20 protein-coding genes are annotated in these 12,820 nt (G+C 61.6%); 9 read left to right on the plus strand and 11 right to left on the minus strand.

Annotated features, from left to right (window positions below; genetic code table 11):
* The first annotated feature begins 227 nt into the window (after positions 1-227).
* Entirely contained in the window at positions 228-503 is a 276-nt protein-coding gene (locus P9220_RS17780; protein ID WP_309766370.1) for a hypothetical protein, read from the plus strand.
* A gap of 110 nt (positions 504-613) precedes the next feature.
* Positions 614-811 (plus strand): hypothetical protein, encoded by a 198-nt coding sequence (locus P9220_RS17785; RefSeq protein WP_309766372.1) that lies wholly within the window; start codon positions 614-616, stop codon positions 809-811.
* A 9-nt stretch (positions 812-820) separates the two neighbouring features.
* On the opposite strand, the gene P9220_RS17790 is transcribed toward P9220_RS17785, so the two are convergent.
* Positions 821-1,315, minus strand: coding sequence for an LEA type 2 family protein (locus tag P9220_RS17790; protein ID WP_309766374.1), 495 nt, complete (start codon positions 1,313-1,315; stop codon positions 821-823).
* Positions 1,316-1,356: 41 nt separating this feature from the next.
* Positions 1,357-1,866, minus strand: coding sequence for a metal-dependent hydrolase (locus tag P9220_RS17795; protein ID WP_309766375.1), 510 nt, complete (start codon positions 1,864-1,866; stop codon positions 1,357-1,359).
* 228 nt (positions 1,867-2,094) lie between these two features.
* Between P9220_RS17795 and P9220_RS17800 the strand changes: the two genes are divergently transcribed.
* The gene (locus tag P9220_RS17800) at positions 2,095-2,601 is read left to right on the plus strand and encodes a M48 family metallopeptidase (RefSeq protein ID WP_309766376.1); all 507 of its coding nucleotides are present in this window, start codon (positions 2,095-2,097) and stop codon (positions 2,599-2,601) included.
* Here P9220_RS17800 and P9220_RS17805 read toward each other — a convergent pair.
* The 3 genes from P9220_RS17805 to P9220_RS17815 are packed head-to-tail and all read right to left on the minus strand — an operon-like array spanning position 2,564 to position 4,106.
* Complete coding sequence (locus P9220_RS17805) at positions 2,564-3,271, minus strand: 4'-phosphopantetheinyl transferase superfamily protein (RefSeq protein ID WP_309766378.1); 708 nt, start codon at positions 3,269-3,271, stop codon at positions 2,564-2,566. The genes P9220_RS17800 and P9220_RS17805 overlap by 38 nt on opposite strands.
* 5 nt (positions 3,272-3,276) lie before the next feature.
* On the minus strand, positions 3,277-3,663 hold the full coding sequence (locus tag P9220_RS17810) for a tautomerase family protein (RefSeq protein WP_309766379.1): 387 nt from the start codon (positions 3,661-3,663) through the stop codon (positions 3,277-3,279).
* 14 nt (positions 3,664-3,677) lie between these two features.
* On the minus strand, positions 3,678-4,106 hold the full coding sequence (locus P9220_RS17815) for a DUF3293 domain-containing protein (RefSeq protein ID WP_309766380.1): 429 nt from the start codon (positions 4,104-4,106) through the stop codon (positions 3,678-3,680).
* 99 nt (positions 4,107-4,205) lie between these two features.
* Here P9220_RS17815 and P9220_RS17820 point away from each other — a divergent pair, with 99 nt between their 5' ends.
* Complete coding sequence (locus tag P9220_RS17820; protein ID WP_309766382.1) at positions 4,206-4,415, plus strand: DUF1059 domain-containing protein; 210 nt, start codon at positions 4,206-4,208, stop codon at positions 4,413-4,415.
* A 21-nt stretch (positions 4,416-4,436) separates the two neighbouring features.
* Here the strand turns inward: P9220_RS17820 and P9220_RS17825 are convergent, their stop codons facing one another.
* Both P9220_RS17825 and P9220_RS17830 read right to left on the minus strand, forming a co-directional pair.
* Entirely contained in the window at positions 4,437-5,303 is an 867-nt protein-coding gene (locus P9220_RS17825) for a GNAT family N-acetyltransferase (RefSeq protein ID WP_309766384.1), read from the minus strand.
* A gap of 133 nt (positions 5,304-5,436) precedes the next feature.
* Positions 5,437-5,676 (minus strand): hypothetical protein, encoded by a 240-nt coding sequence (locus P9220_RS17830; RefSeq protein WP_309766818.1) that lies wholly within the window; start codon positions 5,674-5,676, stop codon positions 5,437-5,439.
* A 311-nt stretch (positions 5,677-5,987) separates the two neighbouring features.
* On the opposite strand from P9220_RS17830, the gene P9220_RS17835 reads away from it, so the two are divergent.
* On the plus strand, positions 5,988-6,227 hold the full coding sequence (locus P9220_RS17835) for a DUF4148 domain-containing protein (protein WP_309766385.1): 240 nt from the start codon (positions 5,988-5,990) through the stop codon (positions 6,225-6,227).
* 15 nt (positions 6,228-6,242) lie between these two features.
* On the opposite strand, the gene P9220_RS17840 is transcribed toward P9220_RS17835, so the two are convergent.
* From P9220_RS17840 to P9220_RS17850, 3 genes are read right to left on the minus strand one after another with little or no spacing between them, the layout of a single operon-like run.
* Positions 6,243-7,415 carry an acyl-CoA dehydrogenase family protein gene (locus P9220_RS17840; RefSeq protein WP_309766386.1) on the minus strand — a complete coding sequence of 391 codons (1,173 nt, stop codon included), beginning with the start codon at positions 7,413-7,415 and terminating at the stop codon, positions 6,243-6,245.
* A 58-nt stretch (positions 7,416-7,473) separates the two neighbouring features.
* On the minus strand, positions 7,474-7,854 hold the full coding sequence (locus tag P9220_RS17845) for a nucleotide pyrophosphohydrolase (RefSeq protein ID WP_309766387.1): 381 nt from the start codon (positions 7,852-7,854) through the stop codon (positions 7,474-7,476).
* A gap of 12 nt (positions 7,855-7,866) precedes the next feature.
* Positions 7,867-8,850 carry a 2-dehydropantoate 2-reductase gene (locus tag P9220_RS17850; RefSeq protein ID WP_309766389.1) on the minus strand — a complete coding sequence of 328 codons (984 nt, stop codon included), beginning with the start codon at positions 8,848-8,850 and terminating at the stop codon, positions 7,867-7,869.
* 251 nt (positions 8,851-9,101) lie between these two features.
* On the opposite strand from P9220_RS17850, the gene P9220_RS17855 reads away from it, so the two are divergent.
* The 4 genes from P9220_RS17855 to P9220_RS17870 all read left to right on the plus strand — a co-directional run bounded on the left by P9220_RS17855 (position 9,102) and on the right by P9220_RS17870 (position 11,352).
* The gene (locus P9220_RS17855) at positions 9,102-9,536 is read left to right on the plus strand and encodes an Hsp20/alpha crystallin family protein (RefSeq protein ID WP_309766390.1); all 435 of its coding nucleotides are present in this window, start codon (positions 9,102-9,104) and stop codon (positions 9,534-9,536) included.
* Between the two features lie 19 nt (positions 9,537-9,555).
* Positions 9,556-9,960, plus strand: a complete 405-nt coding sequence (locus tag P9220_RS17860) for an Hsp20/alpha crystallin family protein (protein WP_309766393.1) — start codon at positions 9,556-9,558, stop codon at positions 9,958-9,960.
* A gap of 125 nt (positions 9,961-10,085) precedes the next feature.
* Positions 10,086-10,865: an ABC transporter substrate-binding protein gene (locus tag P9220_RS17865; RefSeq protein ID WP_309766395.1), complete on the plus strand. Its 780-nt coding sequence runs from the start codon at positions 10,086-10,088 to the stop codon at positions 10,863-10,865.
* A 154-nt stretch (positions 10,866-11,019) separates the two neighbouring features.
* Complete coding sequence (locus tag P9220_RS17870) at positions 11,020-11,352, plus strand: hypothetical protein (RefSeq protein ID WP_309766397.1); 333 nt, start codon at positions 11,020-11,022, stop codon at positions 11,350-11,352.
* A 14-nt stretch (positions 11,353-11,366) separates the two neighbouring features.
* On the opposite strand, the gene P9220_RS17875 is transcribed toward P9220_RS17870, so the two are convergent.
* Positions 11,367-12,773 carry a PLP-dependent aminotransferase family protein gene (locus P9220_RS17875; RefSeq protein WP_309766399.1) on the minus strand — a complete coding sequence of 469 codons (1,407 nt, stop codon included), beginning with the start codon at positions 12,771-12,773 and terminating at the stop codon, positions 11,367-11,369.
* Positions 12,774-12,820: the final 47 nt, after the last annotated feature.

Raw genomic sequence — 12,820 nt, forward strand, 5'->3', positions numbered from 1 at the left:
AATTCACGCATGACATCTAGCATGCATCGGCCAACTTTTCCGGAAACGGGTCTTAAGTGAAGTTATGGATCGCTTACTGTCTCTGGAAGAATCCCATACGGCAGATTTGGTACTAAGTGTTAAATGTCCTTACACCAGAATAGCGAGCGTCAACGTTCGGACGATGCGCGCGTTTCTCGGACATGCAGATCATCCCGGTCTGCTCTGTCCTCAAGAAAGGTTGTTCCATGACGAAGAAACTGCTTGCCGCCGCTGTCATCGCTTGCCTGTCGGCGGGTGTCTTTGCAAAGCCGCACGAGTTCAAGCACTACGAAAAGGCCGAGCGCAAAGAGCATCGCGAGAACGTCAAGCAAGCTCGCGAACATCGCGATGAGCGTGAGCATCGTGAAGTGCGCGAGGAACACAAGCGCGTAGAAGAAGCTGGCCGTCGCGATACCACGTTGGGCAACGCACGCGTCGACATTCGCAACGATCACGCGAATGGCCTGCAACTGTCGCATTAAGTAGCGCAGTCGACAGGCCGTGCAACGCGACGAGCGCCCATGGCGCTCGTCGCGGGCACGAAGCATGCGCCTCTCGACGCCTGATGACACGCGTCAGACGGGAGAACCGCATGAAGAATCCCTGGACCAGAAAGAACCCTTATTTGGGCATGTGGCTTTCCGGCGCAAACGCGGTCGCGGGATCGGCACGCGGTCATGCGACAGCCGCCGTCAAGCGCCAGGCGCGAAAGCAGATGAAGGACTTCTGGACGGCCGCCCTGACGCCTCTTGCGCCGCCCAAGAGCACGCGACGAAAGAAGCGCCGCTAACCGGTACGATCAATAGCCGAATCCGCCACCGGCAGGAAAGTCGATCGCGCCTTTGTCCGAAAAACGTGCGCCGCCGAATGCGCCGCCCGCGAGCCGGCCGCGCGCTTCATAGGCCACCTTGGTCGATGCATCGCCGCTTGCAAAGCCGAGCGCTTGCCGCGCCACCGACCACGCCGATACCGTCACCGGCACCGACAGCACCGTCTCGCCGAAGCGAGGCACCGTGCCACGCTGCGCACTGACGCCGCTCGCAAATGGTCGGCCATTCAGATCGAGGTCGAGCGCGACGCCATCGAAATCGATCGGCGTATCGTTGGGATTCTGCACGCGTAATTTCACCGCGAAGCGCATCTCGAGTCCCTGCCCTTCGAGCGGTTCGATGCCCGCAACATTCACGCGCATGGGATCACGATTCAGGAAGCCCGCGCAACCGCCGAGCGCGAGCATCGTGAAAAAGACGGTAAGCGCGATAAAGAAGCCGCGTAGCGCGTGTTTCGAGTGCATGGGCAATTTTCCTTGAGCGATATGTAAGGCAGCGGGATATTCTAGGCACGCAGCGCATGAAGCAGCATGCGGCCATACTCGTGGTGAAACCAGACGCCATCGGCCACATAGAGTGCTGCAACCCACGCCGCGCCGACGACAATGAGATCGCAATGACCGCTCGTCCATAGCTTCAGCGAGTGACGCCCGGCGATCCACGGCACGCCCATCGGATTCGGCCAGTCCGCCAGCAGATGCATGATTCCGCCACATGCAAAGCCCAAAGCGAAAGGCACTGCCGGATGACTTCCCACGTAATGCCAGCATAAAGCGAAAAGCGCGGCCCAGCCGATGCCCCAGTGCGTGAGCGTCCGGTGCGTGATCCACAGCTTGCGCTTTCTCGTCCACCACGCCACTTCAAGCCAATCCGGCGCAGTCGCGCCGACCACGCCGCCGAGAAGCGCAAGCGCGCACGCAAAGTAATCGACGCTTGCCGCGGCCTTGGTGACGAGCGCCGCCGCGATGATGCCCGCCGCCCATCCGGTCGCGTGATGGGCCTTGCTCGATGCCATAGGGAACCTGCCTGGGAACGCATGCTGAGGAAACCGCGCATGTTCGCATGACGCTTCCTTTCCTGAGCATGCGGATACATAAACTTACGCAAATGCGAGCGTCGATGACAGGCGCTGACGCACATCGCCGGCGAGCCGGCGCGGCTATGACTAAAATGATTGCAAGAACCGTTGCGCGCGGAATTCGCGTGCGATCGACCCAATCAGCCTCTTAACGATCAAGCCGTCATGCAACACCTGAAATACCTGAGCGCCTATCCGAATACGCTACAGGACAAGGTGCGCCGACTCATCGCCCAGCAACAACTCGGGCCTTATCTCGACGCGCGCTATCCCAACCGGCACGCGGTTCAGTCGGATCGCGCGCTGTATCAGTACTGCACGGATCTGAAGAATGAGTTTTTGCGCGTCGCGCCCGCCATCGACAAGGTGTGCTACGACAGCAAGCTCGATGTGCTGCGTCATGCGCTCGGCCTGCATACCGCCATCTCGCGCGTGCAGGGCGGCAAGCTCAAGGCGAAGAAAGAGATACGCGTCGCCTCGTTGTTCAAGGACACGGCGCCCGAATTTCTCAGGATGATCATCGTGCACGAACTCGCGCATCTCAAGGAAAGCGAGCACAACAAGGCGTTCTATCGCCTTTGCGAATTAATGCAGCCTGGCTACCATCAGATCGAATTCGATTTGCGGCTTTATCTCACGCATCGGGATCTGATTCGCACCAAGGCCGAGTGACTGCGGACCACGCCAGCGCTGCGGCATAGCCGGCCGGTGCGGCAATCGCAATCGCCTGAAACGCACCCGCTTCGGCTGATATCGCATAACGCACGCCTTCGCGCGGCAAGACGGAAAAGCCTGGCATGGTCAGCGTATTGCCGCCGATGCCATCGCCATGTGCTTTCAACACGGCTTCCTTGGCGGTCCAGCATGCGAAGAATGCGCCGCGTGCTTCGGCTTGCGGCATGGCGTCGATGGCACGCTTGTCATCGCGATGAAGCACCGAGCCTTCCAGTGCGCGCCAGTCGAACGGAGGCAGCGCTTCCTCGATATCCACGCCCACGCGCCGCCCGAACGAAACCGCGATCAGACCGTGCATGCCGGAATGCGACACGTTGAAGTCGGGAGCATCGGGCATCGATAGAAACGGTCTGCCGTTGGCGTCGACGTCGAATGCGAGCCTGGACGGATCGACGTCGAGTTCGGCTGCGAGCACGCGTCGCAGCGCCGCGCGCATTGCCACGAAGCGAACGGCGTCCTGGTGCCGCAAGAAGCGGTGCGCGCGGGCGCGTTCGGTGGCATTCAGTTCGTTTGCGCCGGCTTGCGGAAGCGTTGCGGTCAGATCGATATCGACGCGCCACACCCGCACGTCCGATGGCGCGCCTGCTGCCAAGAGTTGTGTCCGCATTCGTATTACGTTGCTGCGTATTGCGCTTCGCCGTTGCCGAACGACCAGTTCTCCTTCTTCACTTCGACGAGGCTGATGAAAACGTCCTCACGTCGCAGGCTGAGCCGCTCGTGCAAGCCATCGGCAATTGCCTTGTAGAACGCGCGCTTCTTCGCGAGGTCACGTCCTTCATTCAACGTCACCTGAATGACGATGCAATCGTCCGTGCGGCTAATGCCCAGATAACCGCGATCGACGATGAACTGCGCCGCGCCGTGCTCCGCGATGATCTGGAAGCGATCGTTCTCCGGCACGTCGAGGGTGGCGCGCATCGCGTCATAGACCACTTCTCCGATCGTCGCGCGATAACTCGCGTCCTTGCCCTGCATCAGGTCGATTCGAACCAGCGGCATTAATCTCTCCTTGTTCAACGATATCGCGGATGCAGACGCAGCCGTGGCACACCGTCTTGCTGCACGATCACGACTGCGTTTTGTTTGAATGCGGTCATCAGCTCATCGGCGGTGTGATCGTCGGCGCCGAGCACGAGAAGACTGGCCTCTGCTGTCCACGCGCCATCGGGATCGAGGCCCGCGCCCGGCAATGCGGTCCGCCCAGACTGTTGAACCTGCGCGATGAGCGCCTTCTGCAAAGCCGTGTTCTCGTCTTGGCTCAGTTCCCGCCCGAACGGATTGAACGCCGTGACGAACACGGCGCTTGCCACGCCGTGGCGCGTCAGGAGCGGAGCAATGGCGTCATTTTTCTTTCCGACGATCATGTCGATCGGCGGTTCGCCTTCAACGCGATAAATCGCCAGGCGGTAAGCGTCGAGCGTCTTGTCGGGAATCGCATTCATGGCGACACGTTACCGGAGTGCCAACCCGCGTGCAAACCCAGTCCTCACGCGCGCAGCAACGCCTATACTCAACATAGCGTCTCATGCGAGGAGGATGCCATGGCACGCAAATTCATCGATTGCCGTGAATTTCCAAGCGACACGAACTGCACGGTCGCTTTATCCGCCGACTCCGAAGACGAATTGATGGAAGCGGCCGTGCAGCACGCGGTAAGCGTCCATCGGCATGAAGATTCGCCCGAGTTGCGCTCGGAGTTGAAGAAGCTATTCCACGACGGCACGCCGCCGATCGACCGGCCGCGCGCGTAGGTGCTCGCAATCTTTGTCGCGCTAGCCGAGTTCGAACGTCGTCACGCCGAATACATGATCGAGCGGCGCTGCCGGGGCCGCTCGCGTGTACATGCGCGCCGTTTCGAACACCATCGTCATGTCGTGCCCGGCGGCGAGCGCGACGGCCGATGCATTGCTTTCAGGGACATCGAGAAAGACGGCCTCGCCTTCGGCCGATGAAACCAGCGTACGATAAAGCGCGCGTGCAGTCGGTAAATCGTCTGCGAAAAGCGGCCCGATCTTGTGTCCGCTCCGGCAACGGCGAATGACGCCGTAACCTCGCAGGACTTCGCCATCGAGCGCGGCAAGAGCACGCGCTTCGTGTTGTGCGAGCCACGCGCGCAGGAACACCGGACGCATCGACGCGAAGCACCGTGCGTCGTAGTCGAGCAGACGATCGAACGGAACGCTCGAGGCATCCACGACCGTCACGCCCGGCAATCGCGCGTCATAGTGCATCGCCATGCCCTGATAGCGCACATTACGATACGCCAGCACGAAGCCCGACTTGCGATAGTTGGACTGCTGGGCAACGACGCCGTCGAGGCCGATGTTGCGCTCGCCGAGACAAGCAATGCCCTCGCGCCACAGACGTATGCCGAAGCCTTTGCCGCGCCACTCCGGCCGCACGATATAGAGGCCGATGAAACCGAACGCGTCGTCGTAAGCCACGGCGGAAATGCAGGCGATGGGCTCGCCATCCCATGTGCCGACGAAGAAACCGTCCGGATCAGCGGCGTGGAAGCAGCGCGCATCGTCGAGGCCGGGATTCCAGCCTTCGGCCGCGGCCCAGTCGAGCGCCGTCACGAGGTCGGCCTGGCTCATGCGGCGGATGATGAAACGAGGGTCATCGGGGCTGGGGGACATGTCGCGCGCCTCGTCGGTGTCGGCGGTACATGCAGTGTCGCGCGTTTGCGGTTCAGGGAAAAGAAAGGCGGGAGAAGCAGCGAAGAAGGAGAACGTGAACGACTTAGGCGCAGCGGCAACGGCTACGCCAGGATTACGTGCAGCCCGTGCGCCGCTCGCTGCGGCTGAAGCTCTGACGCGAACGCCAGTCTTCCGAGCGCAGCACGTATTCGCCGTCTTCGCGTGCTTCGCCTTCGGAGTCGAACCCTTCGTCGCTATAGGCGACCACTTTCATCCCGCCGCCTGCGGCGCGTTCGACAGTGATTCCCCAATGCCAGCCGCCTTCCTGATGGAAGACGTGTAACGTCGGATTCGATGATCTCGTGAGTTCCATAAATGCGGCTCCTACGTCGACGTTCGCCGCGCTGTTCAGCAGACGAACGCCCTTGATGACGGGCGCTTCGTTTAAGCCCCTTTCAGGGACGATGTTTCTTTGCGGCATTGCCGGCTGCTTAAACAGCATAATCAATGCAATGCTGCGTCGCAACACGGGCTTTCCCCGAGCGTGGTGTCGATGAAACGTTTAGCGCGCGAAGTAGTAAAAATGGAAGCCCGTTCGCTACCAGATGTAACGGGCATACGCCGTGCATGTGCAGCACATACCGTTACGCCGTGACGTCCGGTCCGCTTCGTTGGAGAACCGTCATGAAAGCAATCGCACGATCGACAGTCCTTGCACTGGCTGCATTCTCGACTGTATCCGCCCTCGCGCAACCCCTTTCGGGCGATGCCCCGAGAACGCGCGACCAGGTCCGTCAGGAAGCGGCTGCCTGGATCGCGGCAGGCTACGATCCGAACGACTGGCTTCACTATCCCGACAACGCGATAAGGGCAAACCGCGTCATCACGCAACGCGCTGCGCCGGCGCAACCCAACGAGCGTTGACCGGCTCCTGAAACACTATGCGCGCGGCTTGTCCGCGCGAAGGATGCGTCGCGCGATGCTCCAGCGATGCACTTCTGACGGGCCATCGTAGATGCGAAACGCGCGCATGTCCGCGAAAATCCGCGCGACAACGGTTTCATGCGTAACGCCCTGTCCGCCCAGCACTTGAACCGAACGATCCACGACGCGCCATAGCGCCTCCGACGACACGACCTTCGCGATGCTCGATTCATGCTTGCCGAGCACGCCCTGGTCGAGCACCCACGCACAGTGCCAGATGGCGAGGCGCGTCACATGCAGGTCCATCTCGTTGTCCGCAAGCATGAAGCCGACACCCTCGTGTTCGCCGAGCGCCTTGCCGAACGCCTGACGCCGTCGCGCATAATCGCTCGCGACATCGTGAGCGCGGCGCGCCGCTCCGAGCCAGCGCATGCAGTGCGTAAGACGCGCGGGCGAAAGACGCACCTGTGCATAGCGAAACCCTTCGCCCGGCTCGCCCAGCACGTTCTCGGCCGGCACTCGCAGGCCCTCGAAGCGCACGACGCCATGACCGCCCGGAAAGCATGTATCGAGCGAATCCATCGAGCGCTCGATCACGATGCCCTCGCTCTTCATATCGGCGAGAAACATGGTCGCGGGGCCGTCGGCGAACTTCGCCATGATGATCGCAACGGCCGCGCCTTCCGCACCGGTGATGAACCACTTGCGGCCGTCGATCACGTACCCGTCGCCATCGCGCGTGGCGATGGTTTGCAGCATCGCGGGGTCGGCGCCCGCACCCGGCGGCGGCTCCGTCATGCAGAAGCACGAGCGAATGTCGCCGGCGGCCAGAGGACGCAGCCATCGCTCTTTCTGCCCGGGCGTCGCGATGGCTTCGAGCAGATGCATGTTGCCTTCATCGGGCGCAGCAATATTCAGTGCGACCGGCCCAAGCGGCGAATAACCCGCTTCTTCGAAAAGAATCGCCTTGGCGACATGTCCCAGTCCAAGCCCGCCGAACTCCGGCGACACATGGCTCGACAACAAGCCTGCCTTGCGCCCTTTGGCGATGAGTTCGGCGCGCAAGTCTTCGTTGGGCCCATGCGGCGTGCAACGCGGATCGCGCTCGAACGGCACGATCTCTTCTGCAATGAACGTACGCACGCGGGCTTGCAAATCGGTCAGTTCTGGCGAAAGCGAAAAGTCCATCGGCGGTCCTTGGTTTTCGTTGGGGTTCGGACGAGCTCAAGCCTGTGCGCGCCCTTCGTCATTCATCGTATTCGCTGTACTTGCGCGCATCGCCGCGCACTTTATGCACCGGATATTTCGCGCGATTGATCGCCATCTTCTCGAGCAGTGCGCCATGCAGGTCGACATCGAGCGCATCGGCGAGCATCACCAGATACGCGAGGACGTCGGCCATTTCGTGGCGGACTGCGCGCAGCTTCGCGTCATCGAGCTCGGTTTTGTCGCCGGTCGAAAGCCAGGTGAACGGCTCAAGCAATTCGCTTGCTTCGACGCTTAGCGCCGCCGCGAGGTTCTTGGGCGAATGAAAACGGCTCCAGTCGCGTTCACGGACGAACTCGCGCAGAAGGTCGCGCATCGCAGTGAGTTCGCTTGTTTCCTTCGTGGGCTCTTGCTGATTCATTCGTGATCTCACTCATTGCGCGGGATAAAGTCCAAGCGTGCGCGCATGCAGCCGCGCGAGTCCGAGCAGCGCATCGGTGAACGGCGTGGGCACGCCGGTCATCACGCCGAGTTCGCGCACGGAAGCAACGAGCGCATCGAGTTCGACGGCCTTGCGTGCCTCGACATCTTGCAGCATCGAGGTTTTCATCGCCCCGAGCCTGAGCGTGACCGCGTGACGGTCGGCCGGTTCCTGTTCGATTTCAATGCCGAAGCGCGCGCCGATATCTTTCGCTTCCAGCATCACGCGCGTGACGAAATCGCGCACCAGGTCGTCGCTAAGAATGCGGTCCGTCGTCGCACCGGTGATTGCGCTGATCGGGTTCATCGTCATGTTGCCCCAGAGCTTGAACCACACATCACGCTGAATTTGCGGCGACATGGACGCATCGAATCCCGCCCTGGCGAAGAGTTCGACGAGCGATTCGACGCGCGCGCTACGCGTGCCGCCCGCTTCGCCGAGAATGAGCCCCTTGCCCTGCCGATGACGAATCAAGCCCGGCGCTTCGACGAAGCAGCTCGCATGGACGACGCAGCCGACCGTCTGCGCAACGGGGATCGCCGCGGCGATCGCGCCGTGCGGATCGACCGATGCGAGGCGCTTGCCGGCGAAGGCTTCGCCCAGGCCTTCGCAGAACCACCACGGCACGCCGTTCATCGCGGTCAGCACGGTCGTATGCGGTCCGATGAGCGGCGCGATGTGCGCGGCCACCGATTCCATCGCCGGGGCTTTGACCGCGATCACGACGAGGTCCTGCGGCCCGAGATCGGCCGGTGCCGCGCTCGTTTCGAGCTGCAGCGCATGCGTTGCGTCCTGCTCGACGAGCCGCAGGCCGTGCGTCCTGAGCGCGTCGAGCGTCGCGCCGCGTGCGACGACGCTGACATCGCATCCTGCCTGCGCGAGCTTCACGCCGATCCACCCGCCGATCGCGCCTGCGCCGTATATGCCAACCTTCATCGTGCCGTCCTCGCCATGAGCCGTGAAGCGCTCATTGTAAGAGCAGTCGCGTTGTCCGCACGACTGGTGCAAACGATCGAATCTAGGCACAAGGAAGCGCTTTTCAAGAGTTCGAGAGCGAATAAAAAAACGCCTGGAAAATACGTCGTCCACTATTGAAACGATAGACACGGCTCCTATTTTCGATGCAACGGCGGTGGCCACTCACTGCCTTCATCGATCAACTTATCCACGTTATTGGAGACCGGACCATGGGTGACTTCTACTTTGGCGGCGACCTGTTCCATGAGCTCGACCGCATGCAGCGGCAAATGTCGACAGTGTTCGGCAATCTCCCTTCGAGCATTCGTTCGAGCCGCACCGATGTCTTTCCGCAATTGAATATCGGCAGCACCGATGACGCAGTGGAAATCGTGGCGTTCGCGCCAGGCGTCGATCCTTCCTCGCTCGATGTCACCGTCGACAAAGGCACGCTCACGATCAGCGGCGAGCGCAAGGCCGAAGCCCTGACCGAAGGCGCGCGCACCTACGCCAAGGAGCGCTTCACGGGCAGCTTCCGCCGCGTGATCGAACTGCCGCAGAACGCGGACGTCGACAAGGTCGCGGCCCGTTATGAAAACGGCATGCTGTCCATTACCGTCGGCAAGCGCGAAGCATCGAAGCCGCGCGCCATCACCATTCAATAATCGAAGACCGGAGTTCACCATGACCGACACCACCCAGATTGCCCAGCGCAACGAAGGCGAAGTCACGCGCAAGAACGACGACACGGTGCGCCGCGCAACGATCACCCCGTCCGTCGATATCGTCGAAGACAGCCACGGCATCACGCTATGGGCCGACCTGCCCGGCGTGCCGCGCGACCGGCTCGACGTGAAAGTGCATGACGCAAGGCTCTATATCGAAGCCGAGGCGGTGGTATCCGCGCAGGCGGGATTGCGGGTCCATCACACCGAAGTGCGCGCGCCGCGCTTTGCCCGCGCCTTCACCGTCAGCGATGATTTCGACACCACGAAGATCGATGCCAATCTCACGAATGGCGTGCTGAAGCTGACCATTCCGCGCCGCGAAGAAGCACGTCCGCGCCGCATCGAAGTGCGTGCGAACTAAAGAATCCTCAAGCTGTCGATGGCCGCGAATCTCGCGGCCATTTTTTATTCCAGTTAAGCGGCCCCTTATAATTCTTGTGGCAGTTCAGAAATATTCCAATCTATTGCTAAAGAAAAGGGACGATCGTGAACAGGCTGTTGACTGTGTTGTTGGGTTCCATGCTGACCGTGTCCATCGGCGCGCATGCTAAAGACTGGTCGACCATTCGCTTTGGCGTCGACGCAAGCTATCCGCCGTTCGAATCCAAAGCGCCGGACGGCAAGCTCGTCGGTTTCGATATCGATGTCGGCAATGAGTTGTGCCGGCGCGTGCAAGCAAAATGCGTGTGGATTGAAAACGCATTCGACGGCATGATTCCGGGCCTCAAATCGCGCAAGTTCGACGGCGTGCTCTCCACCATGTCGATGACGCCCGCGCGCGTCAAGCAGATCGCTTTCTCCAGCAAACTCTTTCACGTGCCGACGCGCCTCGTCGCCAAACGCGATTCGAAAATCGAGCCTACGGCCGAATCACTTGCGGGCAAATCGGTCGGCGTCGAACAAGGCTCCATGCAGGAAACGTATGCCAAAGCGCATTGGGGCGCCAAGGGCGTGACGGTCGTTTCGTATGCGGATCAGGACCAGGTCTATGCAGACCTGCTTACGGGCCGCCTCGATGCATCGCTGCAAAACGCGGTGCAAGCGGAACGCGGCTTTCTCGATACGCCGCGCGGCAAGCCTTACGGTTTCGCCGGTCCGGCGCTCGAAGACAGCGCCATTTTCGGCGCCGGGACGGCAATCGGCTTGCGCAAGGAAGACACTGATCTGAAGGAAAAGCTCGACGGCGCGATCGCCGCGATGATCAAGGACGGCACGTACAAGCGCATCGAGCAGAAGTACTTCGACTTCGACATCTACGGCGAGTGACTGTCCGGTTTTCTCCGACGATTGACGCGCCCATGCGTTAGCGACTGTCGTTATTGCACGAACGCCACGCTGAAAATTACACTGAGAAACAAGCTGTTTTCGGCGTTGCGCGGATGGCCGCCATCGGCACGGTGCTTGCATGCGATGGCGGCACATGGAGAACTGTTTCGGGGACATCATGCATCACTCGATCGAACCTCACGAGCTCGGAAAGATCGACCTCGCACGCTTTCAGATCGTGCAGGTTTCCGATGGCACGAACACCGTCGTGCTATGGGAAGCGCCGGAACCGGATGCTTTATTGCCACTGCATATGCAAGCGGCAACGCTGACCATTCGTCTGTGCGATCCGCTGAACCCCGTGCGCAGAAAGGACGTATGCGAGCGTTTGCAGGCCCATCTCGCGGCGTCGCGCAACGGGAACAAAAACCCGGCGCGCCAGCGCACTCACTCGCATCGTTCGAATACGGCGGAACATCGCGCTTGAAAATGCTCGGACGGTTAAAGCAATTCGCCTAAGAAATTCCAGAGCGCGTCGTCGACCGAATAAGGGACGTTGAAGCGAAAGCACGCACTCGGCGCATCGCCCGGCCGGAAATACGAACCGGGCGCGAGCCAGATGCCGTGCTCGAGCGCGCGCGTCGCGACCGCGCCTGCCTCGGACGGATCGATCGGTAAGGCCGCCCATAGGAAAAGACCTGCGCGCGGACGACGGAACAAGGTCACGCCCAGCGCATCCATGCGCTCTTCGACGAGCGCGTGCGCGTCCTTGAGCTTGTCGGCGACGAACTCGACGTGGCGCGCATAACGACCTTCCGTCAGCACTTTCTCGACGATACGCTCCGTCGCCTCCGAGGACGTCAGGCCCACGGCCATCTTCGTGCGCGCCAGTTCGCGCAGCACGTCGCGCTCGGCGACGATATAGCCGCAGCGCAGCGAAGGCGTGATGGTCTTTGCGAAGCCGCCGACATACAACACGCGATTGAGTCCTTCCATCGCCGCGAGCACCGGCGCGCCGGGTGGCGCGAGCTCGCGGTTCACGTCGTCCTCGACGACCCACAGGCCATGACGCTCCGCGATCTGCATCAGGCGGAACGCCGATGCCATGCTGAACGTCGCGCCCGTCGGATTCTGCAGCGTGGTATTGAGGAAGACAGCCTTCGGCCGATGCTCGACGACAATGCGCTCGAACACGTCCGTATCGATGCCCGCGACGGTACGCGGCACGCCATGCACGTCGAGTCCGGCGAGCCGGAGAATCTGCAGCAGATTGCAGTAGCCGGGATCTTCGACCACCACGGCGTCGCCGGGGCGCAGCAAGGTACGCACGATCAGATCGAGCGCCTGCGTCGCGCCGGTCGTAAGAAGCACGTTGGATGCGGCATCGACCGGCAAGCCGTGACGATCCAGTTGCTCGGCAATGCGTTCGCGCAGCGGCGCGAAACCGTACGGATGCCCGTAATCCGCGATGCGCGCCGCCGGCACGCGGCTCGTCGCGCGCAACGCATGTTGCAGGCCGCTTTCGTTGACCCATTCGTTCGGCAGCCAGCCGCAGCCGGATTTGATCGGCACCGAATGATCGGCGAAGACATCGGAGAGCAGCCATGTCGCGGTGAGGCTCGGCGGCTGCCACTCGACCGGGCGCGCACGTTCGGCATGATCGCGCAGGGCCACGCGATAGCCCGATCCGTGCCGGGCGGTGACGAGCCCCATCGACACGAGCCGGCCATAGGCTTCCGTCACCGTGAACGTGCTCAAGCCGTGCTGCCCGGCGAGACGCCGCACCGACGGCAATAACGCGCCCGCGCGCAGTGTTTCCGCTTCGATCGCGGACGAAAACGCGCGCACGATTTGTTCGACGAGCGTCGGCGCCTGCCGCGAGCCGCGCTCCAGCTTCAGTTCTATCATGGGATCGATCGGCCGCTACCGGCCAGCACAGTTTGCCGCATTTTGCC

Origin of the sequence: Caballeronia sp. LZ016 (assembly GCF_031450805.1) — a bacterium.
In the GTDB taxonomy this organism is placed as follows: Bacteria; Pseudomonadota; Gammaproteobacteria; order Burkholderiales; family Burkholderiaceae; genus Caballeronia.